Consider the following 26,015-nt stretch of genomic DNA (forward strand, 5'->3'; position numbering starts at 1 on the left):
TACCCAAATAAAAGGGTGCCCTCCTTTCGAAAGACACCCTTATTTTCACGGCTTAAACAGGTACTGACTCTAATTCTTCTACTTTTTTCTTTTGCTTACTCCCCCACTTTTCCCGAACCCGATCGACTAGGTAATAAATCATGGGTACCAGGAATATGGTCAAAATCATCGAACTGGTTAATCCACCAATCAACACCCAGGCCAAGGAGTTTTTCCACTCCGAACCAGCCCCGGCCGCCAGTGCGATGGGTAACATCCCGATTACCATGGCGATGGTGGTCATCAGAATGGGTCGCAGACGTTCTTCTCCGGCGTGAATGATGGCCTCCTTGTAATGCATGCCCTGAGCTTTGAGCTGGTTGGCAAAGTCCACAATCAAAATGGCGTTTTTCATAACCAGACCCATCAACATCAACATACCCAGCATCGCGAAGATGCTCATGTTGGAGGACGACAGAGCCAGAGCAATCATCGCTCCAATGATGGCCACGGGGATGGAGAACAATACGACCAGCGGATAAATAAAGCTGTCGTACAGCAAGACCATGATGAAGTACACCAGCATCAGAGCGGCCACCATGGCGAGTCCCAACGAGCCGAATCCTTCACTCTGACTCTTGGCGTCCCCACCCCAACTCAGCGTTACGTTAGCCGGAAGCGGATTTTTCGTTAGATCTTCATTGATTGTGTTGATCAGCGTACCGGATCCTACGCCAAGCGTATTCCCCGTAATCGTAACGGAGGTACGGCGATTTTTACGTTCGAGCAACGAAGGCCCGCTACCCAGACGCACGTCGGCAAACTCGGCCAGCCGTACCGGACGATTCGCGATCGGGCTGAAGAACGTAATGTTCTTCACCGCTTCGGGATCTTTCCGGTCAAAGGCATCTAGCATAATCCGAATGTCGTAATCTTCGCTACCCTCGCGGTATTTCGAATCATCGTTACCAGCAAAGGCGTTTTGCAGCAAGCCACCTACGGTCTGAATGTTCAGGCCCAGTTTTGCCATCTTCTCCCGGTCGATGTTCACTTGTACTTCGGGATTTCCGGCTTCTACTGAAACCTTCACATCGTTGGCACCCGGCGTCTTCTTCAGGCGATCGGCTACCTGCCCTGCGGTTTTCATTAACTCGTCGAGGTTATCCCCGCTCAGAATCATTTCAATCGGTGAACCTCCGGAGTTGACCATCCCGATTACGGAAGAGGTAAATTCAATACCCGGGAAACGCTCCGACAGCTCCTTACGCGTTTCAATCATGTACTTTTCCGTCGGCAACTGGTTCGGTCGCTCTTCCGCCGGAGCCAGCTCAATGGTTAACTCCGTCCGGTTGGTTTCGCCCTGACCCGTACTCGACATGCCCGTACTGGCACCCGCCACGTTAGCGAAAATGGTTTCTACTTCCGGTTTCTTCCGCAGGTAATCTTCAATGCTACGGGCCGTCAGGTTGTTTTGCTGCAGGGAAGCACTTTTATCCAGTTTCATCGTCAGCAGAAACTTGCCCTGATCGCCCTGAGCCACGAATTCCTGTCCGATAATACCCAGACCCATCACCCAGCCCGTTGCCACGAAAATGGCGATCAGGATTCCGGTAAAGGCGATTTTGTGACCAATCACCCAAACGAGCGTACGCTGGTACCAGTTGGATAAACCCGTCAGTCCGCGTTCAAACCACAACAGAAAAGCGTGGAAAGGATTCTTCGGATTCAGGTGTTCCAGCCGGGCAATTCGGGACGTCAGGTACGGCGTCAGCGTAAAACTGACCAGCAAACTGACCATCGTCGAAAACGCTACCGTCAACGAGAACTGGCGTAACAGGTCGGCAATGATGGAGCTAACCATGGTAATGGGCACGAATACCACCACAATCACCAGCGTCAGAGCTACGGCCGCAAAGCCAATTTCCTTCACCCCATCGAGCGTCGCCTGCCAGCGATTTTTACCCATCTCCAGGTGCCGCTGAATGTTTTCCAGTACTACAATCGAGTCATCGACCAGAATACCGATTACCAGCGAAAGGGCCAGCAGGGTCATCAGGTTGAGCGAATAGCCCATGACGTACATAAAAAGGAAGGCCGAAACCAGCGAAGCCGGTACAGAAATCATGACAATAATGGCGTTCCGGATACTATGCAGGAAGAGTAGCATCACGACCGCCACCAGCACAACGGCCAGAATCAAATCGTGCGTAACGGCCTCCACGGACTCCAACGTAAACGTGCTGCTGTCATAGGCAATCGTAAAATGTACGTTGTCTTTGGCGTTCTCTTTTTCAATAGTTGCTAGTCGTTCCTGAATCAGGCGACTGATTTCCACCGCGTTGGCATCAGATTGTTTCTTGATGAACATCCCAATCCCGTTTTGTCCGTTGAAACGACTGATACTTTCCGTATCGGCCAGTCCATCCGTAACTGTAGCCACGTCTTTTACGCGAATCGGACTTCCGTTGGGGGGCGTTGCCACCACCAGATTCCGAATGTCGTCCATGGAGGAAAACTTACCGGCCAGCTTCAGCGTAATCTGCTCGGACGAGCTTTTGACTTTCCCCGTCGGGAACTCCATGTTGGCCTGATTAATGGCTTGGGTTACCTGGAGCAGCGATATGCCGTAATAGTTGAGTTTATCGTCGTTGACGTTCACCCGTACTTCGCGTTTATCACCCCCCACCATTGTGATTTCAGCGACACCGGGGACCTGTTGCATCAGAGGCAGGTATCGGTCCTCTACCTGCTGGTAGAACACTTCATTAGGCAGACTCGACGTAGCCAGTAACTGCATAATCGGCTGATCGCTGGGTGAGATTTTGGACAGCGAAGGCGTTTCGGCGTCGTCTGGAAGGTCGCTCACCATGTTGTTGATCTTCCGCTGGGTTTCATCCAGAGCATTGTCAATGTCCGTACCCGCTTTGAATTCCACAATCACCAGCGAAGCACTTTCCAGCGACTTGGTGGTAATGTTATCGATGTTGTCGAGGCCCGATACGGCGTCCTCGATTTTCTTACTTACTTCCGATTCTACTTCGGACGGAGCCGCTCCGGGATACACCGTGGTAATGGTTACGACCGGAATGGAAAACTCGGGCATCAGCTCGTAGCTGAGCAGCCGATACGAAGCAAACCCTCCGAGCGTGAGTATCGCAAACAATACGATAATCATGGAAGGTCGCTTGATGATGGTTTCTATAAAATTCATATCCTGTGCTAGTTGTGCCGGAAAGCTTTGCCTGATAGTTGGAGGATGCTTTAAGAAGGTTTGATTCGTTTAATAGTATGAGGCTTGGCGTCACTTTTCTGTATTCGCTGCACTGAAGGGCTTCTCCTGTTCTCCCAGTCAAACCATTCCAGTCTACCTTTTTACCAACCGCTCAAACCTTCTCAAACGAATCAAACTTCTCAAACTACTACCTTATTGAGCAACCACCGGGGTACCGTTCTGGAGGTTGATTTGTCCACTAACGACGACCTGTTCGCCCGCCTGCAAGCCTTTCGTAATCTCGTAGTAATCGTTCGTCGTTGCTCCAATTTGTACGTCACGCAGGATGGCTGTTCCGTTTTCAACGACGTACAGTTGCGGCTGTTTGGTCGAACCGATGATCGCTTGACGCGGTACGGACAGACTCTGACCTTTCAATTCGCTGGTATTGGCAATCGTACCGTACATACCCGCCCGCAAGGCATGAGCATTGGAATTGGCGACGGAAATTTCGATGGGATAATTGTGAGCGGCATCGCCCTGAGCACCGATCAGAGAAACCCGGCCTTTAAATTCAGTATCGGGGTAGACCTCGGTTTTTACCGCAATACTTTGTCCCATCCGGAATTGGTTGATGGCTTTTTCCGGGACCTGTACGACCAGTTTCAGCGTAGAGATATCTGTTACTTTAGCCAGCGGCGTACCCGGTGACACAACCGATCCTTTCTCCACCATTTTGGACGTTACAATACCCGAAAACGGTGCCGTAATTGTGGTATTCGCCAGTTGTTTCTGTAACTGCTTTACCTGAGCCTGCGTAGCCCGGATGTTGAGCTGCGTTTTCTCGATGTTGACCGCGGGCGTTGCATCCCCTTTCACCAACGCTTCGTAGCGTTTCAGGTCATTTTTGTATCCTTCAATCTGTACTTCCAAAGCCTCGATCTGGTAGCGGAGTTGATCGTCGTCGAGCTTAGCAACGAGCTTTCCGGCTCCTACGACCTGTCCTTCCACGATGGGTAACTGGACAATTTCACCACCGGCTTGCGGACGAATTTCAATTTCCCGATTCGCCTCAAACGAACCTAAAAACTGCGATTCGAGGGATAGATCGCGTACTTCGGCCTTGGCCGTACGCACGCCCACTTTCAGGTTTGGATTGGGTTTGTATACTTTTTCGGCAACTTTTTCCTTGTTGTCTAGCAGTTTCCAGGCCGTCAGCCCCAGCGTAGACACGAGGGCAATGGCTACAATTATTCGTTTCATAGGAGTGTTTTGATCTATTTAGTGATGAGATTTCCGGTTGCTTTCCGCCAGTCGAGTTCGGCCGTACGGAGTTTGACCAACGAACTCAGGTAGTTATTTTGAGCTTCCCGTAGGGAGTTTTCCGTCTGGATGAGGTTGCTGATGTCAATCGTTCCTTCCTTGAATTGCAGCTGCGTTTGCTCGTATACTTTCTGAGCCAGTCGCACCTGTTCATCGGATGTTTTCAGGTTTTGCTGCTGAACGGTCATCTGTGTACGAGCATTCGAAATATCCATACTGATGGACTCTTTGGTCTTCTGAAGATCAAGTGATAACTGCTGTCCTTCCAGTTGTTTCTGAGCCAGCTTGTTGCGGCGGGTAAACCCATCAAAAATGCTCCAGTTCACCTGTAAGCCCAACCAGTAGGCGGGGATTCCTTTGATGTAGGATTCATTGCCGCCAATGGCAAACACGCTGTGATTGGCTACGCCATATGCGGAAACCGTCGGCAGGAATCCCGCTTTGATGTTGCGTTGCTCCAGCGTATTAGCCACCTGCTGACGATCCAGCAACAGTAGTTCGGTACGGTTCAGTCCACTTTCTTCGGCCGTCGGTACGACAATCGCCGTTTCCTCGATTCGTTGTTCAATTTCGATCGTTTCGGTCTGTGGAATACCGGCCAGAAACTTGAGCATATTCAGCATACGAGCGTAATCGGCTTTCAGCGATTCAATCTGCGTTTGCATGGAAACCTTATTCAGCCGCAGCCGATCTACGTCGATGCCTTTGGCCATTTGTTGCTGAAACTGCAAATCCGTAATTTGAATAGAGCGATCCAGGGCCTTGATGTTTCCTTCAAGAAACTGAACCTGCTGAGCTACGGTCTGAGCATTGAAATATGTAGCTCCGACATTATAAGCGATGTCTTCTCGAGTGCGACGAATCTGTAAATCAGCGACTTCCCGACCCACTTTCGCGGCTTTCAGACCAATCATCAGCGAAGGATTATACAGAATCTGATTGGCTTGTACCGTACTTCCCAGGTTCCAGGGCAGTCCAAACGCTGCCGCCGAGTACGATCCTTCCGGTCCGCCAAAAGCCGATAAAGGAATGACCTGAGCCGGAATCTTGAGGTAATACTTATAGTCGCCCGCAAAATTTACCTGCGGTAAGGCTGACGAACGAACTTCTTTGATACGAGCGTCCGTAATCTCGCGTTCGAGCTGAATAGACCGGACGTCCAGATTGTGCGTCAGAGCTCTGTCGGTTAGGTCGGCCAGCGTCAGTTTCTGAGCCCAAACGCCCGAACTGAGCAGGAATAGGCCAACAATCAGGGGAAGGCGTAACATTGTATTATTTGATTAAAATAAATAATTTAAACGCTTGTTTAAATTGGGGTTAAAAGAAAAGCCCCACGTAAACCGGGGCTTGTATAGGGGAAAAAAGACTAATCTATTTCTTGAACAAATACGTACAGAGCATGTCTTTGATGATCCGCTTTTGTTCGCGGGCAAACGTTAAAAACTCGGATTCATCGACCTGAAACAAATGCATATGGAGTTCCCGTCCGACAAAAATCTGCTGGATGAGTCCAAATACCAGCGGTAGCATGTGTTCTGCAGATACATTCGTGATGGTGCCCTTTTCCACTTCTTCCTGAAACTGTTGTATAAAACCACCTTCCAGCAAGTGGCACCCTACGCCCGTTTTCTCCGCGAAACTCTTCGGATCCCGACGGCACTCGTTCATCAGGAACATGGATAGATTGGGATTAGCCGCCTGCGTTTCAAACATGTGATCGATCAGTCCCATCAACTTCTCTTCCATCGGAATGGGCTTGTCCAGAATTGCCTGAACACTCTGTATCGCCTCTTTCAACAAGGATTCGTACACCAGCCAGAACAGCTTCTCCTTACTTCGAAAATAGTAATTCGTCAAAGCCGTATTGATCTGGGCCGCTTCGGCAATATCCCGAATCGTTGTACCCTCATAACCTTTCTCCAGGAAGATGCGTTGAGCCGCTTCCTTAATCTTTTCCTCGGTATCGTTTTGGTTGGTCGTCATACAGTGATGCAAATAAAAACCAGAAGAATAGATTCTTCCAAATAAAATTTAAACAATCGTTTAAAATAAACGTTCAATTATAGAATTTGTTTTTAAAGTTCAATTATACAATTTATCGCCAATGATTTTCAGACCATTAAGCGTCAGGTTGATGTCTACTTCTTCAAACAATTCGTGTAAAGGCTTCAGGACGGAGGAAAGACCACCCGTGGCCAGTACCTTACACGGACCCACTTCATTCTGAATCTGAAATAATTGTTCCTTCACTAAACCTACGTAGCCCCACAAGATTCCGGCCTGAATGGCGTGTACGGTGTTCTTGCCAATGGCTGACTCGGGCATTTCCAGCGGCACTTCGGGCAGCTGGGCGGTATTGGCAAAGAGGGATCGCAGGGCCGTTTTAATCCCCGGTACGATATTCACGCCCACAATTCGGGCCTCGCTGACGACGGTAAACGTGAGAGCCGTACCAAAATCCACAACGACACTATTTTGTTGGTACGTTTCCCAGGCATAGACGGCATTGCACACCAGGTCAGTACCGATCTCGCGGGGGCTGGCGATACCGAGGCCCAGTAGCGGATACAGATCCGGCCCTACCACAAAAGGGTCAAGCTGGAATAATTCCGTGACCAGGCTACGGATTAATGCGGTTTCACCCGGCACCACGCTACTGATACCTACGCGGGTGATGTCACTGATTTTCAGATCATTTTCCAGAAAAAGCGTACGTACACGTACTTCGTAGTCCGCCGAACGTGTGCTATAATGCGTGGGAATGCGAAACTGGCACCGCCAGCCCGAACCCGGATGGATTCCAAAAACAATGTCAGTATTACCGACGTCGATGGCGAGAAACATGCAGTGATCTAAATGTTGAAGCGGTTGCCGAATCGGCAATAACCGGACAAAGCTACAGTCGTTTAGCGATATTTCGTCGATTCCAGCGGCTTTGCAATTGCCGTACCTAAGGCTCCGTCTTAACTTGCGTATATTCTTGCTCTAAACCCAGCACTGCATGCGTATCCAGTTTCTTTTTTTACTGTTCCTTGTAAGCGGCACGCTAGCGGCCCAGACACCCACCGAATCCATTCAGCTCAACCAGATTGGTTTTTATCCGAACGCACCGAAACACGCCATTGTACCCGAAACCGGTCGGACCTTTGCAGTGATAGCCGGACGGGATACCGTATTCAGGGGTACACTGAGCGAGGTACGAACCAATCCGTACGCCTCCCGGCAAACCCGCGTGGCTGATTTTACGGCTTTTCAAAAACCCGGTACCTATCAGCTAGTCATCCCGGAGGTTGGTACTTCGTATCCGTTCAAAATTCAGGGCAATATTCACCGAAGCGTCGCCCAGGCCAGTATTAAGATGTTTTACTACAACCGGGTTTCGGCCCCCCTAACAAAAGCCTACGCGGGCAAATGGGCCCGCCCCGTAGGTCATCCGGATACGAAGGTGGTGGTACACCCCTCAGCGGCATCGAAGGAGCGTCCAGCGGGTACGGTGCTGTCTTCGCCCGGCGGCTGGTATGATGCGGGTGATTATAACAAGTACATCGTGAATTCGGGTATTACGGTAGGAACGTTGCTTTCGCTGTATGAAGATCATCCGGCTTTTGTTCAGAAACTTTCGCTGGATATTCCCGAGAAAACGAATGCTATTCCGGATTTACTGGATGAAGTACTCGTTAATCTTCGCTGGATGCTCACCATGCAGGATCCCAACGACGGCGGTGTGTATCATAAGCTCACCAACGCCAAATTTGATGGGATGATTATGCCGCAGAATGCTCACACCGTACGGTACGTCGTTCAGAAAAGTACCGCCGCCACGCTCGATTTTGCGGCGGTGATGGCTCAGGCGGCCCGGGTATTCAAGCCTTTCTCCAAAGCATTGCCGGGTCTGTCGGACTCCTGCCGGGTCATGGCGGTACAGGCCTGGAACTGGGCCAAGGAAAATCCCAAAGTTTTGTATGATCAGGATGCCATCAATAAGTCCTTCGATCCTGACATCAGTACCGGAACGTACGGCGACCGTGACGTGAGCGATGAGTGGATCTGGGCTGCTGCCGAGTTGTATGCCCTGACGAAAGACAAACAATACCGACTAGCCTGGCTACCCGACCCCAAAGCTCCCTTGCCCTCCTGGAATCAGGTCCGGACCCTGGGTTATTATACCCTTACCCGTTTGCAAAAGCAATTGCCCGAAGCAGCTCAGGGCGAAGTGTCGGGACTTCGGGCTTTGTTACTGAAGGAAGCTGATGCGTTGGTGGCTGACTATGCGGCCAGTGCTAACGCCACCGTAATGGGCCAGACGGCGAAAGATTTCATTTGGGGAAGCAGTTCGGTTGCGGCCAATCAGGGGATTGCTTTACTGCACGCGTATCGACTGAGTCCGCGGAAAGAGTATTTAGCGGGAGCCTTGTCGAATCTGAATTATTTGCTCGGACAAAATGCGACGGGCTACTGCTTCCTGACGGGCTTTGGAAGTAAGCGGGTCATGCACCCCCACCATCGATTGTCGGAAGCGGATGGCGTCGTAGACCCCATACCCGGTATGATTTCGGGGGGGGCCAATCCGGGACAGCAGGATAAGTGTACAACCTATCCTTCAAAAATTCCCGATGTTTCGTTTACGGATGATGTTTGCTCGTACGCTTCTAATGAGATTGCCATCAACTGGAATGCTCCGTTGGTGTATCTGGCGGTAGCGATGGAAGCGTTGCAGGGGAAGTTTTAATACTTACAGTTCTTCGTCATCTTCATTTGTAAGCGTTTTAAAAATAGCTGGGGACGCGTCTTTGACGCGTCCCCAGCCAATTCACTCATTCTGTAACGACAGCAAACCCAGCCGAACTACTTCGTTAATTTCCAAATCCAATCCGGCGGCGTCCCAAAGGAGTATTCGCCTCTTCCCGCAGTTCAGCCAGTTCTTTTTCGAAACCGCCCGACAGAATAGGAAAACGAAGCCAGGTACGCGGATCGAGATTCCGGTCGTCGATGTGGAAGCTGGGAGCATACCGTTCGCGTTTCCATTGATTACGGCTCCAGAGGCGGAAAAACCGTTCCGTCCAGGCAACCAACTCTTCCCGCGTATAAATGCCTTCGAAATCCAGTTCCAGCTTTTTCAAAACTTCCTTCGGCGGCTGTTTATCGCGGAAGCCGTAAGTTTCAATTGCATTGAGCACCTCGTAAGGCATCAAATCAGCCTCATCCGTTTGCTTCCGGTCTGCGGGGCGTAACTCGGCCGTAGGTTGCAGATTGTTCATGGCATTCAGGCCTTTTACTTGCAGGGTCCCCCCCAGCCCTACTTCTTCCAGCCACAGGAGCCATTTCCGCAGAAACGTTTTATCGATACCCGCCAGCGGCGAGATACTCCCCGCGGTATCCCCATCCATGGTCGCATAGCCTACGGATGCTTCCGAACGGTTGGAGGTGGACAGTAACAAACAGTTGTAAATATTAGTCAGCAACCAGGCACTTGGAGCCCGTACCCGAGCCTGTATGTTTTGCAGGGCAATGTCATCCGTATCCCAGCTCAGCTTCCGATCCAGGCCCGACTCGATGAGTTCTTTGTAGGTTTCAACGAGGCCATTGATGTTGACATCGTAGAAACGGGCGTTCAGATCCTCGGCCAGTGAGGTTGCCGAAAACTTCGTCTCAGCCGAAGAATTTTCCGTTCCCTGCCAGATGCAGTACAGCAACTCATGCACGATTTCCTTGGTCGAAGTCGCCTGCTGAATTTTTTCAATATAGCTGAGTCGTTGTTTGAATCGCTCGATTCCAATACTTTCTATGCCCAGTTCTACCATCAGATAGACCAGAGCGGCACAGGCCGACGAGTCAGCACCCCCCGAGAGCGATACGACAAAGCCCTGCGAACGACTTTTCCGCAGGTAGTCAAACAAGGCCAGCGATACCGCCCGGGCAAATTCCTCTTCTTTTTGGTAACCTTTGGCTTCCCAGTCTTCCAGTACGTACTGGTTGCGGGCCGGACGAATCTCGGGCCACTGGAAGGGTACGGAAACCATCAATGCATCGGCAGTTTTGCTGAACACCGCCCGGTTCTGCATTTGCTCGAGGCGACCTTTTTCCAGATCGACCGTTGCCGTGACCATGTAATGATCGGTATAGCTGAAACGTGTACCCGAAGCCAGCATTTCTCCCGACTGAGCAATCATGGCATCCCCATCGTAGATGGCCCGTCCCGCTTCGTTGCCCAGCAGGTTCGTATACACGTACACGCAACCGAAGGAACGACTACCATCCTGGACAAACCGTTCGCGGGTCTGGCTTTTGAAGAAGCTAAAGTGGCTGGCGGAAGGATTCAGAATGATGTCCACGCCACGAGCGTATAACTCGCGACCGGGACGATTGGCAATCCAGGCATCTTCGCAGATTTCAAAACCGATCTTGGCTCCGGCTACCTCGAAGAGCAGATCGCCCGCGGGGTAATCAATTCCGTTTATTTTTACATTGGTTCGATCCCCGGCTGACCACGCGTGAAACCAGCGGGTTTCGTAATGGATTCCGTTATTAGCCAGATTTTTCTTGAGTGCAAAACCCCGAATCTGCCGATTGACGATAAAACAGGAAGCGTTGTACAGCTTGTTGTTCAGCATTAAAGGCAAACCCACCGATACGGCCAGATCGGAAGTATACGGAACGATTTCCTGCAACTGACTCAGGGCCGTTTCCGCTACGTAGGGTGCGTAAAACATATCTTCGCAGCCATATCCACTCAAGCTTAGTTCGGGTAAACATAAAAGCGTAACCTCCTGATTACGGGCTTCCTCAATACAGGAAAGAATATTTTGAAGATTGCCATTCCAGTCCAGCGGAATGGTATTCACTACGCCTGCGGCTAATTTAATGAGCTTCATACCCAGTCAATTTCGATAGAAAAAACCGTTCGCACCATCCGGTACGAACGGCTAAAGAAGTAACCATTCCGTTTACTAAAAGATTACACCAGGCCGCAAATTGACCGTACTAGTTAAGGGTAGCCGCCAATTTGTCGAGTTGATCCGAGCCAATGTAATCGAGTCCAATTTTCTGAAGGGTCTGGTATGCCAGAGCCGTGTTCGGAGTTCCCCATACGCGGGTTTTCTGCCCATTGGCGTGAGCCTGAGCGACGAAGGTTTTTAGTTTTGACTCTACCTCCTTCGGGAGCGGTGTAATACCATCCCAGGCTTGCGTGCTGAATTCTTTAAAGTCGGCACTAATCAAGGGTACGCGTGCCTTTGCGTCAGCCGCATAGCTTTGAGAGCGACGGCCATCAAAATTGATGATCGGATCGTAATTTTTGAATTCTTCTGGACGAGGCATATTACCACTCACCACAAAGCGAACCTGCTTCAGTTCAAATTGATGTGATTTGAGTAAGTGCTCCAGCAGGGGCAACGCTTCCGCATCCTTCAGATCAACCATCAATTGCAAGGGATGATGGCCCGGGTACGGATAACCTTCGTGCTGCCGTACTAATTTGAGCAAGGGCGTCAGATACAATTGACGGAAGGTACGCTCGGGTTTGATTTCGTTGCGTTCGTGAGCCACCATCAATTCCCCATTTTGTACGTATACATCTGCTTCAATCGAGCCAAAGCCTAAAGCATACGCATTTTCCAGAGGTTTAATTTGTTCGTAATCGTTGTGCGAATGGGCGGATGGCCGATATTTAAAGTTCGTTTGGGACAGACCCGCTTGGATTGTTCCCAGCAAAAGACAGGCGGTAAATAGGCGTTTCATTGCACGGATAATTTTTTAAAAAAGAGCATTTTCGTTCAAATATGGCTTTTAATGCTTAGGTCTAAGCGGTGGCGGAGACAAAAATTTAAATGTGGATAGCCGCATGCGACGCTCCAGACGAATATACCCGCTCTGTAATCCTATGATTTCATAGACAGTAGCGTGTCATTGATACAAAGCGTTCAGGAAAGATCTTTTAATGTATCAAAAGGATTCATTTGTTACGTATTCTTCGCTTTACTGCGGATAAACACTGCCGCTTTCCATTCCCGTAAAAATAAAAAACGCGACTCAGCAGTACTGAGTCGCGTTTTATCTATTCATAGCCTTTCCCTACCAGCTCCACTTCCGTACCTACGGAGCTTAGAAACTCCTGATGCGTCATGGGCTGACTAAACATGGGGAAATCCTTTGTCAGAGCGTTGTCGTGTTCCTCCTGACTTAGTGTTGCACAACAATCGGTCAGAGTCATGACGTAATAACCTTTTTCGTAGGCTGTCCGCATCGTCGATTCCACGCAGCAATTGGTGAGAAAACCCGCCAGAGCGATGTTTTGTAACCCTCGGCTTCGCAGGATAAAATCGAGGTTTGTGCTAGCAAACCCACACAGCCCCCGTTTTCCTTCGATGACGATATCCTCGGGATGCGGATGCAAATCCGAAATAATTTCGGCACCCCAGGTTCCCTTTTTGAAGGCTCCGGCATCTTTGACCCCTTTCAGAATTCCGTACGGCGTCGGATTCAATTCATGGTAATCTTCCGTGAAAGAAATCGGTACGTGTACAATCTGTACACCCGCTTCCCGAGCCTGACGAACCAGTTCGATGGTATGCGGGAGCATCTGAGTCGATTCCATAACGGCCTTTACGCCGTCGTGCAAAACACCTCCTTCGGTCGTAAAATCATTCTGAAACTCAATCAGGACGAGAGCCGTCCGGTCTGCTGAAAGTTGCATGGCTGTACGAGGTTTAATTTTGAATAAATGAGAGATATTTATTACAAAAGAGCTGCTCCAAAAACGCCCGCACTATCGCCTAACACGTTTTTCACTACTAACACATCAGGCTTAGGCGTAAAGATGTGCTTTTGTGCCCGCTGTACGCCTTCGGTATACAGCAGATCAATGTTAGAGACGCCCCCCCCAATCACAATCACGTCCGGATCAAGCAAATTGGTAATGATCGACAACGCCTTTCCGAACTGATTCAGCATACGTTCAACGGTAGCCGTTGCGGCCGCATCCGTACCGGCCTGATGGCGGGCCAAAATGTCAGGCATACTGCGTTTTTCACCGGCTTCCTGCGTGTAAAAACGTTGAAGCGAAGGTCCTGATAATACCGTTTCTACGCAACCTACATTTCCGCAGTAGCAAGGCCCTCCGGATTCATCCAGAAAGATATGCCCCCATTCACCGCCAATTCCTTGACGACCGCCCCATACTTTTCCGTTGATTACTACGCCCCCACCGACGCCCGTACCCATAATGATACCGAATACAACCTGAGCATTCGGATGTACTTCAGGTGCAGCACCCAAAAGGGCCTCGGCTAAGGCAAAACAGTTGGCATCATTGGCAATCAAACAGGATACGCCCAGCCGTGCTTCAAGATCTTTCTGCATGGGCTGGTCATTCATTACTACGGTATTACAGCCCCGCATCGTTTGCGTAACAGGATCAAGCGTACCGGGAGTAGCAAAGCCAATTTTCTCCGGCCGTTCACCTAACTCTTCAATAACCTGGTTAACCAGTTTTTCAATCTGATTAAGAATATGTTCGTACCCTTGGTCGGCTTCGGTAGGAATCCGGCGACGAACCCGGACTTCTTTGATGTTGTCGGCGTTTAATACGGCACACTCAATTTTGGTGCCTCCCAAATCTATACCCCAAAGATGATTCACTACTTGAAATGTTTAGTTAAGCAGAGGCGAATAAAAGGGCTTTTGCTCGTGTCGGCAAATTTACCCTTACTTTATCCCATACCTAGGAATAAAAAACCTCTGTCGAGCCGTTTAACTGCGGGCTTGACAGAGGTACATATGCGGATACTCCTAAAAGGCTAGTTTGCTACGGAACAGTTATAAGTTCTTAGTGAATCTGGCTGAACGAAAAGACGGTCAACAATAAACCTAAAAATAAAACTGCGGCAATTAGATAGTCCGTCGGACTGATGGATTTGGAGGAAACAGGTGCTTTCATAGTTGGGTATCGTTATTTAAGGCTGAAGAGCTTTAGGTCACTCAAGAATTACTATTGCAAAAGTACAATTTAAAAATTTACATTTCAAAGTCGCCCGCCGCTCTGTGAGTACCGATACTAACGTAATTCATCATTAAAGTGTTTTGAGCTTTTTTGTAGTCGGCAACGTTTTTCAAGGCTTTTCTGCATTATAAGACTCATTTACAGAAGTTTACATAAGTAAAAACACTCATTTATCTTTAAAATATGTCTCCTCTTCGCGGCATTTTCACATTTTAATAATAAAAAAATATTTTCAATACCTTGGTAAACAGTAGCCTTTAATTCTCTTGCTTAAGTAAAGCTTTATACACTGAGACACTGTTCAAAGTAATGCAGTACGGAAAATTTTTAAAAAAGGATCATTCCCAAACCCTATGGAAAATAAAACAGACGGCACTTTTTATGCCGTCTGTTCATAGGTTATACATACGAATTGTTCGAGGTAAAGCAGGATAAGCAATTAATATGCAATTTTAACTTATTTTTATACCAATGTTATTACCTTTTTTTCACCGTACCTGATACGATTTTGTCTTTGCCTGTCAATATGACATTTTATTTAGTTAGGAATAACCTTTGCTAGACTGTTACCTGATTCACCATCATTCCAACTTATTACATACCAATGGATACAACCACTTTTCATGAAAAGGGGAATATTTCGATTCACACGGAGAATATTTTCCCCATCATTAAGAAATTTCTGTATTCCGACCATGAGATTTTTCTTCGCGAATTAGTATCCAACGCCGTTGATGCCACGCAGAAAATCAAGCGATTAGCGTCTTTGGGCGAATATGGCGGAGAATTAGGAGATTTGACGATCAAAGTTTCCGTTGATAAAGAAGCCAAAACCATTACCATTAGTGATAAAGGTTTGGGCATGACCGCCGACGAGATTAAAAAGTATATCAATCAGATTGCTTTCTCCGGTGCTCTGGAATTCGTGGAAAAATACAAAGATCAGGGTGTGGAGCGGGGAGCGATTATTGGTCAGTTTGGCCTGGGCTTCTACTCGGCATTTATGGTGGCCTCGCAGGTAGAAATCGTTACCAAGTCGTATCAGGATGCTCCAGCAGCCCGCTGGATTTGCGATGGTTCAACGGAATTTGAGATTACGTCGGCTGACAAAACCGAACGTGGCACGGACATTATTCTGCACGTAGCTCCGGACTCAGAAGAATTTCTGGAACAGTACCGTTTGAATACCATTCTGGAGAAATACGGCAAATTCCTGCCCATCCCCGTCGAATTCGACGGTAAGGTGATCAACGAAACCGAACCCATCTGGACGAAAAATCCGAACGACCTGACGGACGAGGACTACCTGAAGTTCTACGAAACTCTGTACCCGTTCTCAGAAAAACCGCTGTTCTGGATTCACCTCAACGTAGATTATCCCTTCAACCTGACGGGTATTCTCTACTTCCCCAAAATCAAGAATGAACTGCAACTGAGCCGTGAGAAGATTCAGTTGTACAGCCGTCAGGTCTTCATCACGGATGAAGTAAAAGACGTCGTGCCCGATTTCCTGATGCTGCTGCACGGGGTAATCGACTCACCAGACATTCCGCTAAACGTAAGCCGTAGCTTCCTGCAAGCTGACGCGAACGTGAAGAAAATTAACGGGTACATTACCCGTAAAGTAGCGGATAAGCTGAATGAACTCTTCAAGAATGACCGTACGGGTTACGAAGAGAAGTTCAGTGATATCGGCCTCTTCATCAAGTACGGTATGGTGTCGGACGACAAGTTTTACGACAAAGCCAAAGATTTTGTCCTGCTGCAAAGTGCGGATGAGAAGTACTATACGCTGGAAGAGTACAAAACCAAAACCGAAGCGACGCAGAAAGATAAAGACGATTCGCTGGTGTGGCTATATACTACCGACGCTGGTAAACAGGATGCGTACATTCAAACGGCTCTGACCCGGGGGTACGATGTCCTGAAGCTGGAAGGTGCGATTGACCCGCACTTCATCGGCAAGATGGAGCAGAAGTTGGAGAAAACGTCCTTCAAACGTGTAGATGCCGACAGTCTGGATCGCCTGATCGACAAAGGTGTTACGGTGGAAAGCGTACTGAGTGAAGACGAGAAAACGTCCCTGAAATCCCTGTTCGAAGGCGTAGCCGGAGCCGGCTATTCCGTAGACGTACAACCGCTAAGTTCGGACGAGCTTCCGGTAGTATTGACCCAGAATGAGTTCATGCGTCGGATGAATGATATGTCTAAAATGGGAGGTCAGCCGGCCTTCTTTGGTTCGATGCCCATGACGTACAATCTGATCATCAACGCGAACCACCCGGCCATCTTACGCGTGAAAGATTCCGCGGATTCGAATCTGGCCAAGCAACTGATTGACCTGGCCCTGTTGTCACAAGGCTTACTGAGCGGCCCAAGCCTGACGGAGTTTATTAAACGGACGGTAGCAACCGTATAGTTGATAGCTGGTAGATTACAGGAAAGGCCCGTTCTCTTCAGAACGGGCCTTTCTTATTGACATATCCCATGAATTTGAACCAAGGTATGTCTTACTAATGGTCTGCGGACTATAGGTGTTCATGACTATCCTCAATAGAACACTTCAATTTTAACAACGCCATTTGGGGTGATTTCGCCCTTTTAGACCTATCCCACCCTACGCTTGATTTTTGCCTTCAATCATTTTTTGCAGTTGCTCAAGCTGCTCCGACGTGATCTGTTCTTCCTTGGCCATGAAAGAAAGTAAGCTCGTTGTAGAACCATCGAAGTAATCGCTAAGCAACTTGCGAAACCCACTTTTCCGGTAATCTTCCTTGGGAATTTTGGCGAAGTATTCGTACGTACGACCGTAGGCTTTATACCCCAGAAAGCCCTTCGATTCCAGTATTCGCACGACCGATAAGAGGGTATTGTAGGGCGGTTTGCCCGGCATCCGCTCCACCAGATCTTTGATAAAGAATGGCGTATCCAAATCCCAGATGGCCTGCATGACGCGTTCTTCGGTGCGGGTGAGTTCTTCCATGAGCATCTGTTTTTTAACAAAGCCAAAGGTTTAACGTATTTTTCAATTATACAACTGATTTTACAGTTTTATAACTAAACTTTTAATTATAAAAATCCGGCTATAAAAAATGGCCGGCTATCAGACCGACCATTTTGAGCTTCCGTTGGGAAAATCTATTGTTTCGCTGCGGGTTCCCAAACGTTGTCCTTACGGTTTACGTCCGGAATCATCAAACCGCTGAGGGTAATTTTCTTGATGGGTTTACCAAATTTCTTATCTACTTCAAAGGTTTTCGCTCCATCTTTCCAGTACCGGGCTGTTTCGTTGATTTCTTCAGTAGAATCGTCGTTGAACAGCACGATCAGACGAATCGGTACGGGCAATGAACCTTTACGGGTTACGACGATCTTTGTCTTTCCCTTCTTGTCACTGACATCGCTCAGAGCCAGATCGGGATAGCCTTTTTCGAAGAACCAAGGTTTCCAATACCAGGACAAATCCTCTTTCAGGTAATCATTGAATGAGAAAAAGAAGTCGTACGGCATGGGGTGTTTGCCATTCCAGCGAGCCATGTACTCCTGCAGGGTGGCCTTGAATTTATCATGGCCCAGCATATCCCGCAGGAAGGTATACGCCTGGGAAGGACGCATATAGGTGGCGAACGTATATGCCGATCCGTTGAGCAGGTTGGTCGGTACCATCATGGGTTGCTCCTGCTCTTTTCCGGCAAACTGGTCAAAGTAAGCGGCGTTGGTTTGCTGCGGCATGAACTTCTTAGGCATTCCGGCAATGTCGAATTCCAGCCAGTTGGGCAGGGTTTGAGCCCATCCTTCGTCCATCCACGCGTACTTCCGCTCGTTGATTCCCATGTAAAAAGGGAAATACGTGTGAGCGATTTCGTGAGCCGTCACTTCGGCCGCAAAAGCCGGAGGATATGAACCATCGTTCACGAACATCGGGAATTCCATCCCTCCCGACCCGTTGAATACGGTCTCATTCGGATACGGAAATGGTACGCCGGGCAGGTAGGTCGAGAAGTACTCCACGCACTGCTTAGCATACCGGCATACGTCGTAAAAATCCTTACTGGATGGGTGATATACCGCGGCAACGCCCGTCCGACGACCCGTTTTTGGATCAGCTACGGCACTGGCTGCATCCCAGAGATAGGTATCCGAAGCGGCAAACACGAAGTCAGGTACGTGCTCGGCCTTGAAATGGTAAGTATGCGTACCCGTTTTGGCGAGGGTGATTCCACCTTTTTCGCGATCCGTAGACGAAACGATTTTCACGACTTCACTGGATGTACGTGAATTTTTGTACCGGTTCAAATATTCCGTGGAAAGAATCTTATCCGGATTTTGCCATTCCCCCGTTGCCCAAACCAGGTGACTGGCCGGAACGGTAATGTTCACGTCGTAGGTATTAAAGTCGTTGTAAAACTCCTTCTGACCCGTATAATCCTGTTTGTCCCAACCATCGATGTCGTCGTAAACAGCAATCTGCGGATACCAGTACGCCACCATGTACGAAGTATTGAAATAGATTCCTTCGCGGATGTGCGTCTTGGCAGGAATCAGGTAATTCCACTTCACATCCAGGGTCAGTTTTTCACCCGGTGCCAGTCCTCCCCGAACGCTCACGAACATATTGGTACCATTCCGCTGAATTTTGGCTTCAGTACCATTAATGCTGATGCTTTCTACATCAACCCCACTTTCATTAATATCCGAAGGGTCGATTTCACGTTCATCGCGGTTGGCGTCTTTCTTAAAAATGTCCGGATACAGTCGAACCACCAGATTTTGCAGACGGGTCGTACTATTGTTGGTATAGACAACCTGTTCCGTACCGCTCAGTCGACGCGTAGCCGGATTTAGGTCTACCTGAATTTTATAGTCTGAATGATTTTGCCAGTATTTCGCACCCGGCTTGCCATCCGTGCTCCGCGTGCCGTTTTCGTAGGCTTTCTGAATTTCCAGGGGTACGGGCAGGTTCTGCACTTCCTGGCTCAAAGCAGCAAAGGAGGTCAGGAAGGCCGCCGCCAGCAAACCAGATTTTTTACTCGTGAGAAACATGATGAAGGAATGATTTAATGTGAAAATCTGGTCTAATGTACGGAAGAGTTTTCAGTTTACCGTTGGGGTTTTGAGTTTTGGGGTTGGCGTCGAAACCTCATTCGTATCCCGCAATTTATACGGAACTATTCTATAGTGAACCCCTCCAGGGTTGGGTATGTCGAGCTTTTGTAAACGCTGCTGCTGGTTTCTAATCAGTATTATACCATTTGGGCGTTTCTAACTCCCTATCCTTTTCTTTCCATTACTCCAACGATACACTACCCGATTAGCCGTATAAGTAGGGAAACTTGCATTTGTAGTAGTACGAAGATTTGAGTGTATTGTTTCCTGTTCTTGTACAAAAACGGGGAGTCACCCCAACGCCCTGCCTGTTTAAATTGCGTTTACTTCAAAACGAAAGAAGGCTCCCGGGTATACCAGAAGCCTTCGAGAGCGATCTACTAGATTGCGATCAGAATTTATAAGTAATGCCCATCCGAGAATTCCGTCCGGGTTCAGCTTGCCAGTAGTAATAGGAAGCGTAGGCCGATCCACTGTAGAGGTATTTATCCAGGATGTTGAATACGTTGGCGGTAATGGTGATGTGCTCTTTTTCCCAGAATACGCCGCCGTCCAGACGGAAGTAGTTAGGTAAGGCTCGTTGGTTAGCCGCAAACCAGGACCAGGTCGTGCGATCACCCTGATAGGAGAAGCCTGCTGAAAGCCCCAGTCCTTTCAGAACACCTTTGGGAGCTTGGTAGCTCAACCAGGCATTGGCTACATGTTTAGCGTAACCCGCTACTTTATCACCTACGTTCGCCTCGCTCGTTTGCTTGGTAATTTTCGAATCGGTCAAAGCATAGTTCGCTACTAAGCTCAAGCCTGGTAGAATTTCCCCTTTAAGGTCAAATTCGATGCCTTCAGTCTGCGTTTGTCCTAGTTGCAACACGTAGGTTTCGTTAGCTACGTTGGTAGGATCGGGTGAAAGTTGATTGTTTTTCAGAATCCGATAAACCGACAAGCTCGTATTCCATTTACCACCGAACCAATCTCGTTTCACGCCGGCTTCTAAGTTATTACCCGAAATGGGTTTCACTGTACCACCGTTTCGAATTAAGCCCGTTTGTGGTACAAAAGTCTGGTCGTATAGACCATAAACAGTAGTTTGCGGATCAATCGAAATGCTCAAACCAACGCGGGGGGTAAAGCGTTTGCCCGTTGTAAAGGTGTTGTAGGCATTGTCTTTCACGTATGTGTACCGACCCGCCAGTGTCAGGCGAATGCGGTTGTCCAGGAAGCCTAGTTCATCCTGCAAGTATAAGGCTGTATAGGTTTGCGTAACCGTTCCATAGATACCCGCCCGCTGGGCTAGACTTTTGCTACGGTCAAATTGCGAATAACCGTACTTTGGTGATCCGTACGTCGGACGATAGACATTAAATGTTCCAGCTGAATCCAGGATATGCGATTGACCCCAATCGGCGAGATATTCCTTATTCCCCAGGTCCAAGCCCCCCAAAATACGGTGGTGGATAAAACCCGTTTGCTCTTCGCCATTTACAAAAACCTGACCAAATTTAGAAACATTGGAAGCGTCCCAGATCCCTACGCTACGAATCAAATTACCGGCACTGTCCGGCTCAGTACCCGTAGCAGGCCATAATGAGCTGCCTTTCTGTTTGTAATTGAAGTACGAAGCCTGAGCCGTTAATTTCCAGTTTTTACTGAGCTGATGTTGTACATTCAGCGTCAGGTTATGGTCGTCTACGTAAGTCGGATCCAGACCAGGGTCCAATAGCGTAAAATCGCGGGGCAATACGGCGTAGCCTGCTTTTGCAAACGAATAATAGCTTCCTACGTCCGACATTTTCACGTGTTGATAAATGTATTCAGCCGTTAAGGTCGTGCGGTCATCCACTTTGTAACTGATCACCGGGGCAATACTATAGCGATTATTGAATTCATACGCCCGGAACGAGTTCTTCGTTTGGCCCATCACATTGAAGCGATACCAGACTTTGTCTGAAAGTTTACCATCCAAATCGGCCGAGGCCCGGTACATATCGTAGCTACCGAGTAACAGGCTGGCTTCACCCTTTGTTACACCCGTCGGGCGTTTCGTAACGACGTTGTACATACCCGCCGGTTCGCCATTCGACATCATAAAGCCCGCCGGCCCTTTTACAAATTCAATGTGATCCACTACGCTCATGTCTTCCGTCAATGGACCCCAGCTGGACGTAACATTCATTCCATTACGGAATGCCGAAGCACGAGACCCCCGCATGTTGATCCGAGCGTACAGGTCACCCCAGTGTTCTAGCCGCGTGGCTCCGCTAATGTTGCGAATTACGCCGTCGTTCATTGTCGTTACCTGCTGAATCTGCAAAACCTTACCCGTAATCACCTGAATGTTCTGCGGCGTTTCCAGGATGGGTTCATTGATGCGTAACGTCGAAGAAACCTGATTGGAATGGTACGGATTCTGAGCCGAGCGAACCACGACCTCATCAAGCTGGCTGGACGTTTCCTGAAGCATAAAGGATACATTTACCGTCTGCCCTTCCGTCACTTCCACGGATTGCTCTTGTGATTTCAGACCCACAAAACTGGCTACTAACGTATACTTGCCAACCTTGATTTTCTGAATCGTAAACTTCCCTTCGTGGTCGGACATCGTTCCGATTGCCCGGCCTTTAACGCCTACCGAAACATTTTCAGCCGCTTTACCATCGGCCGTTAGCACCTGCCCCGTGATTTGCCCCGTCTGGGCAAATCCACTGAAACCAAGAAGAAGAAAAATGAGTGTGTATAGTGATCTCACAGATATGAATTGTTTGGGGAGAAAAAACTCGCCACAAATCTATACCTATTTAGACCAATTAAAAACAAGAATGATTATTTAATTTATACGACTACTTTTTCATGAGGCCTTTTCCTTGTTTAACCAGCGAATCGATCAGGCCATTGATTTCGGGTGAAATGCGTAAGCCCACCACCATCGATGCAAAAACAACCGTTGTTACAATGCCCCGCAGCACCATATTCACAATCCGGGTGCCGACCGTAGTCCCAAAATCAGGAATGGCGAGGGTGATTAAGTACGCCACAAGTCCGATTCCAATGGCTCCGAGGGTTTGCTGCGTGAAAGGCAGAATTTTAAATTTCCAGTACACAAATCCGGCCCGCAAGGCACTGTAAAACAAAATCGTGATCGTAGTTGCCATGGCTGATCCGTCGATTCCGTACTTCGGTACCAGCCATTGGTTGGTGAGAATCGTCAGTACGCCCAGCACCAGTACAAAGGCTGTTGATACGCGGTAGTACTGCGAATACCCCATGATTTCACCACTCATACCGCCCGCCATATCCAGCAGTCGGGTCATCAGAAACAGAAAAACGACGTTTGTCCCCTGAGCGAAAACGGCTCCCTTGGGCATGATTCCGAACAGATCATCCAGGTTCGTCCAGATGCCCACGAACAGAAACATCCCCGCCAGTAGCTGGTGCAGAGCCACTTTCTGGTGCATGTTTTCGGTGGTTACGTAATCCTGCTGTCGAATGGACTGGGCCACCAATGGGATGGCAATTTGCGTAAGGGCTTTTTTGGGAATCTCGATGAGCGAGGCGATTAGTACGGCAATGGCAAATACCCCGGCGTAGTCCTGCCCCAGGTAATGGCTGATCATGGCCTGATCGATGTAATTACAAATCGTCGTTCCGATGGCTCCCAGAGCCGCAATGGAACCGAACCGCATCATTTCATTGAGGACGGGTCGTACCAGATCCCAAGAGATGCGATGGAGGTACAGCTTGCCCATCAGCCGTAGATACACCAGTAGTCCCAGACTGATCAGTCCGTACGACCAGACGTATAAACGAATAAACACCTCGAAATCAATCACTTTAAAACCGTACAGCAGGATCACCACCATATTGGCCAGCTTCAGTCCTACTTCCCGGAACAGAGCCGGAACTGCAATCCGTTGCAAATTGCGACAATATGCTTCCAGGATGCCCTGCAATAGATTAAAGCCCGTCAACCAGATCAGTAGCTGATAATAGCGAACCAGCTCCGGCGACTTTTCCTGAAAAAAATGGATAAACCAGCGGTGACCGCCCAGGTATACGACTACAAAGAGCAGGAAATACACCGCGGCATACCCGAGCAAAAACGTCAGGAACCCGTGGTGTTTCTCTTCATCGTTACGAAACCGGCTGAAATAGCGGTCCGCAATGGAAGGACCACCGAAGGTAAAAATGGCGTAAAACAACAGACTGAACGTAAGCAGCGAACGCGTAAGGCCCAGCTGACTTTCGCTCAGAAAATGCGTAGCGACAAAAAGCTGATTGATCGTTCCAACGGCCACACCGGCATACGTAACGGCACTAGCTTTCAGGCTTTGACGAATGACAATTCCCAAGGGTTTGTAATGGTTTATTTTCTGTATGGGGGTAGCTCAAGGCCCTTATTTCTTACTTCAACGTTCGGCTTTCGTCCGAAAAACCTTTGAGGTAGGCCAGTGTCTGCCGGTACTTCACCCACTCGGTTTTCATCGGATGTTTCGTGGTTGCCAGCGATTTGAGCAAACGAAACGTGGACTTTACCCCAAAAGCTAGCACCCGCCAGTATTCCCAGGAATACGGCTTTACCTGCATCATCCAGGCCCGGGCGGCTCCGCTGGCGTGACTGCGTTGCAAGCGGTACGGAATCTGCCAGTTGCGGGCGGGCGTCCAGTGCTGAATCCGGGCCGCCGGTTCGAACCAGAAAATACGGTCTGCTTCGTCCTGATGATCTTTGTAAATACGGAAAAATAGATCGGTTTCTTCACCCATGCGTGGCATATGCTCGCCACCGCCGCCGAGTTCTTCCTGAAAACCGCCATACTGCTGCAATACTTTTTTCGCGATACCCATATTTCCTCCGGCAAACCCAAACGGAGCCCGCTGGGCCGGAATGTAACCGGGCTGATCGCCCCAGCTGCGAAGTTCAAAGTCGCGAACAAACCAAGTCGGCGGTGTTTCGGCGTACCAAGGTTCTACCAGTCCACCCACGGCCAGCGGTCGGGGCGTTTGCTGCAAAGCTCTAAGCATAGCCGTCGCCCACTGCGGATCGACGCGAATGTCGTCGTCGAGGTACGCCACAAACTCGCCCCGGGCTTCCTGCCAACCCCGATTTCGGGCGATACTACGTCCCGGCTTTCCTTCGAAAAAGTACCGAATATGCGGATATTGTTCCGTAAAGGACTGCACGACCTCCGGTGTGGTATCGCGGGAATTATTATCAATGACGATGATTTCAAATTCACGGGTATCCAGCGTTTGTCGGGTTAAATCCGCCAGAGCCAGCCCAATCAGATCAGCCCGGTTGTAGGTACAGATGACCACCGAAAGCGGCAACTCATTCATGCAGATCCTTGCGTTTGAGGCCCAAAAGGCGATATTTAACGAACATGACCGTTTTGATGTACCAGTGCCGGAAACCGAATTTACGACGGTTTCGGATTAACGCTTCCGTACCCGCGGGAATAGGTCCGTAAAAACCCGCCGCCCGAATTTCATCGACCGATTGTACGTTGAGCCGCCAGAACCAGTAGCCGTACGCTCCGGCGTAGGGTTCCTCCCGGAGATCGAGATTGAATTTCTCGGCCACCGTAAAGTACTCAAACAGCAGTAAATTTTTGTTTTTCGTTACCGAAGCCGTCACCTGTTTTTCGTGGATGGCCACCCCTACCAAAGCCTGAGGGATGTACGCCGCCTGGGGCTGTTGTCGCAAGGCCCGTACGTAAAAGTCCACATCAACGAGCCACTTGAGCTGAGAATCGAAGAAAAGTCCGGCGGATTTTCGGAACATAACCGTACTCGGCACGCCCACAAAATCAGCCGTAATGAGTACTTCGGGTTCCGTGCGGAGCTGAGCCAGTTGGATTTCTGAAGGTCGATTCAGACGAATGCGTTCGTCCGTACTCAGTCGACGAATATCGGTATTGGCAAAGGCGAAAACCGCGTCGGGCTGTTCATCCAAAGCCTGTACAAACAAAGCCAGACTATCCGGACGTAGCAGCCAGTCGTCGTGGTGGTGAATCAGGATGTACGCTCCCTGAGCCAGACGAATGCCCGAATTCCAGTTTTCGGGAGTACCTAACGCGGGCCGATTGGCCTGGTATCGCAGGGGCAAACGAGACTGCCATTGTTCGGCGAGCTGCCGGACGGAATCATCGGGCGTATCGTCCGTTAAAATCAATTCGTAATCGCGAAAAGTCTGCGTTTCCAGTGCCTGAAGGGCTTTTTCGAGTAAAGCCGGCTCCTTATACGCAGGAATACAAACCGAAAGTTTCGGCATAGAAAAGCCTTTTTACCGGCGAAGGTACGCACGTCAAACCCTACTCCATTCCAAAGTATTTGAAAAATTGGCTGTTACTTTACAGAAGTTTTCAGGAAAAAGCCGTAATCGTACGCGTCGATTCGCTCATAAATCAC

At 49.0% G+C, this 26,015-nt stretch carries 17 protein-coding genes; 2 read left to right on the forward strand and 15 right to left on the reverse strand.

Going from position 1 to position 26,015, the window contains the following annotated elements; genetic code table 11:
- Positions 1 to 52: 52 nt before the first annotated feature.
- From C5O19_RS12190 to C5O19_RS12210, 5 genes are all read right to left on the reverse strand, one after another.
- The gene (locus C5O19_RS12190; RefSeq protein ID WP_104712513.1) at positions 53 to 3,190 is read right to left on the reverse strand and encodes an efflux RND transporter permease subunit; all 3,138 of its coding nucleotides are present in this window, start codon (positions 3,188 to 3,190) and stop codon (positions 53 to 55) included.
- 213 nt (positions 3,191 to 3,403) lie between these two features.
- On the reverse strand, positions 3,404 to 4,453 hold the full coding sequence (locus tag C5O19_RS12195; RefSeq protein ID WP_104712515.1) for an efflux RND transporter periplasmic adaptor subunit: 1,050 nt from the start codon (positions 4,451 to 4,453) through the stop codon (positions 3,404 to 3,406).
- A 14-nt stretch (positions 4,454 to 4,467) separates the two neighbouring features.
- Positions 4,468 to 5,781 carry a TolC family protein gene (locus C5O19_RS12200; protein ID WP_104712517.1) on the reverse strand — a complete coding sequence of 438 codons (1,314 nt, stop codon included), beginning with the start codon at positions 5,779 to 5,781 and terminating at the stop codon, positions 4,468 to 4,470.
- Positions 5,782 to 5,884: 103 nt separating this feature from the next.
- Positions 5,885 to 6,496: a TetR/AcrR family transcriptional regulator gene (locus C5O19_RS12205; protein ID WP_104712519.1), complete on the reverse strand. Its 612-nt coding sequence runs from the start codon at positions 6,494 to 6,496 to the stop codon at positions 5,885 to 5,887.
- 99 nt (positions 6,497 to 6,595) lie between these two features.
- A complete protein-coding gene (locus C5O19_RS12210) occupies positions 6,596 to 7,357 on the reverse strand; it encodes a type III pantothenate kinase (RefSeq protein ID WP_104712521.1) in 762 nt (253 codons plus the stop codon).
- Between the two features lie 157 nt (positions 7,358 to 7,514).
- On the opposite strand from C5O19_RS12210, the gene C5O19_RS12215 reads away from it, so the two are divergent.
- The gene (locus tag C5O19_RS12215; protein ID WP_104712523.1) at positions 7,515 to 9,242 is read left to right on the forward strand and encodes a glycoside hydrolase family 9 protein; all 1,728 of its coding nucleotides are present in this window, start codon (positions 7,515 to 7,517) and stop codon (positions 9,240 to 9,242) included.
- Positions 9,243 to 9,366: 124 nt separating this feature from the next.
- Here the strand turns inward: C5O19_RS12215 and nadE are convergent, their stop codons facing one another.
- From nadE to C5O19_RS12235, 4 genes are all read right to left on the reverse strand, one after another.
- Complete coding sequence (nadE, locus tag C5O19_RS12220; RefSeq protein ID WP_104712526.1) at positions 9,367 to 11,385, reverse strand: NAD(+) synthase; 2,019 nt, start codon at positions 11,383 to 11,385, stop codon at positions 9,367 to 9,369.
- Positions 11,386 to 11,494: 109 nt separating this feature from the next.
- Positions 11,495 to 12,250: a PI-PLC domain-containing protein gene (locus C5O19_RS12225; protein WP_104712529.1), complete on the reverse strand. Its 756-nt coding sequence runs from the start codon at positions 12,248 to 12,250 to the stop codon at positions 11,495 to 11,497.
- Between the two features lie 316 nt (positions 12,251 to 12,566).
- Positions 12,567 to 13,205, reverse strand: coding sequence for a cysteine hydrolase (locus C5O19_RS12230; RefSeq protein ID WP_104712531.1), 639 nt, complete (start codon positions 13,203 to 13,205; stop codon positions 12,567 to 12,569).
- A gap of 41 nt (positions 13,206 to 13,246) precedes the next feature.
- Entirely contained in the window at positions 13,247 to 14,149 is a 903-nt protein-coding gene (locus C5O19_RS12235; RefSeq protein ID WP_104712533.1) for an ROK family protein, read from the reverse strand.
- A 965-nt stretch (positions 14,150 to 15,114) separates the two neighbouring features.
- Between C5O19_RS12235 and htpG the strand changes: the two genes are divergently transcribed.
- Positions 15,115 to 16,929, forward strand: coding sequence for a molecular chaperone HtpG (gene htpG, locus C5O19_RS12240; RefSeq protein ID WP_104712535.1), 1,815 nt, complete (start codon positions 15,115 to 15,117; stop codon positions 16,927 to 16,929).
- A gap of 198 nt (positions 16,930 to 17,127) precedes the next feature.
- Here htpG and C5O19_RS12245 read toward each other — a convergent pair whose 3' ends face one another.
- The 6 genes from C5O19_RS12245 to C5O19_RS12270 form a co-directional block, all read right to left on the reverse strand.
- Entirely contained in the window at positions 17,128 to 17,493 is a 366-nt protein-coding gene (locus C5O19_RS12245; RefSeq protein ID WP_104714074.1) for a BlaI/MecI/CopY family transcriptional regulator, read from the reverse strand.
- A gap of 155 nt (positions 17,494 to 17,648) precedes the next feature.
- Positions 17,649 to 19,553 (reverse strand): M1 family metallopeptidase, encoded by a 1,905-nt coding sequence (locus tag C5O19_RS12250; RefSeq protein ID WP_104712537.1) that lies wholly within the window; start codon positions 19,551 to 19,553, stop codon positions 17,649 to 17,651.
- 454 nt (positions 19,554 to 20,007) lie between these two features.
- Positions 20,008 to 22,359 (reverse strand): TonB-dependent siderophore receptor, encoded by a 2,352-nt coding sequence (locus C5O19_RS12255; RefSeq protein ID WP_104712539.1) that lies wholly within the window; start codon positions 22,357 to 22,359, stop codon positions 20,008 to 20,010.
- Positions 22,360 to 22,450: 91 nt separating this feature from the next.
- Positions 22,451 to 23,959, reverse strand: coding sequence for an oligosaccharide flippase family protein (locus C5O19_RS12260; RefSeq protein WP_104712542.1), 1,509 nt, complete (start codon positions 23,957 to 23,959; stop codon positions 22,451 to 22,453).
- Between the two features lie 52 nt (positions 23,960 to 24,011).
- The gene (locus C5O19_RS12265) at positions 24,012 to 24,944 is read right to left on the reverse strand and encodes a glycosyltransferase family 2 protein (protein WP_104712544.1); all 933 of its coding nucleotides are present in this window, start codon (positions 24,942 to 24,944) and stop codon (positions 24,012 to 24,014) included.
- Positions 24,937 to 25,878 carry a glycosyltransferase family 2 protein gene (locus C5O19_RS12270; RefSeq protein WP_104712546.1) on the reverse strand — a complete coding sequence of 314 codons (942 nt, stop codon included), beginning with the start codon at positions 25,876 to 25,878 and terminating at the stop codon, positions 24,937 to 24,939. Before C5O19_RS12270 ends, C5O19_RS12265 begins: the two co-directional genes overlap by 8 nt.
- Positions 25,879 to 26,015 lie beyond the last annotated feature (137 nt).

It is taken from the genome of Siphonobacter curvatus, from assembly GCF_002943425.1.
In the GTDB taxonomy this organism is placed as follows: domain Bacteria; phylum Bacteroidota; class Bacteroidia; order Cytophagales; family Spirosomataceae; genus Siphonobacter; species Siphonobacter curvatus.

Bases quoted from the DNA above. Each gene is read 5' to 3' on its own strand.
- C5O19_RS12190 (WP_104712513.1), bottom strand. From the start codon at position 3,190: ATGAATTTTATAGAAACCATCATCAAGCGACCTTCCATGATTATCGTA.
- C5O19_RS12195 (WP_104712515.1), bottom strand. From the start codon at position 4,453: ATGAAACGAATAATTGTAGCCATTGCCCTCGTGTCTACGCTGGGGCTG.
- C5O19_RS12200 (WP_104712517.1), bottom strand. From the start codon at position 5,781: ATGTTACGCCTTCCCCTGATTGTTGGCCTATTCCTGCTCAGTTCGGGC.
- C5O19_RS12205 (WP_104712519.1), bottom strand. From the start codon at position 6,496: ATGACGACCAACCAAAACGATACCGAGGAAAAGATTAAGGAAGCGGCT.
- C5O19_RS12210 (WP_104712521.1), bottom strand. From the start codon at position 7,357: ATGTTTCTCGCCATCGACGTCGGTAATACTGACATTGTTTTTGGAATC.
- C5O19_RS12215 (WP_104712523.1), top strand. From the start codon at position 7,515: ATGCGTATCCAGTTTCTTTTTTTACTGTTCCTTGTAAGCGGCACGCTA.
- nadE (WP_104712526.1), bottom strand. From the start codon at position 11,385: ATGAAGCTCATTAAATTAGCCGCAGGCGTAGTGAATACCATTCCGCTG.
- C5O19_RS12225 (WP_104712529.1), bottom strand. From the start codon at position 12,250: ATGAAACGCCTATTTACCGCCTGTCTTTTGCTGGGAACAATCCAAGCG.
- C5O19_RS12230 (WP_104712531.1), bottom strand. From the start codon at position 13,205: ATGCAACTTTCAGCAGACCGGACGGCTCTCGTCCTGATTGAGTTTCAG.
- htpG (WP_104712535.1), top strand. From the start codon at position 15,115: ATGGATACAACCACTTTTCATGAAAAGGGGAATATTTCGATTCACACG.
- C5O19_RS12245 (WP_104714074.1), bottom strand. From the start codon at position 17,493: ATGGAAGAACTCACCCGCACCGAAGAACGCGTCATGCAGGCCATCTGG.
- C5O19_RS12250 (WP_104712537.1), bottom strand. From the start codon at position 19,553: ATGTTTCTCACGAGTAAAAAATCTGGTTTGCTGGCGGCGGCCTTCCTG.
- C5O19_RS12265 (WP_104712544.1), bottom strand. From the start codon at position 24,944: ATGAATGAGTTGCCGCTTTCGGTGGTCATCTGTACCTACAACCGGGCT.
- C5O19_RS12270 (WP_104712546.1), bottom strand. From the start codon at position 25,878: ATGCCGAAACTTTCGGTTTGTATTCCTGCGTATAAGGAGCCGGCTTTA.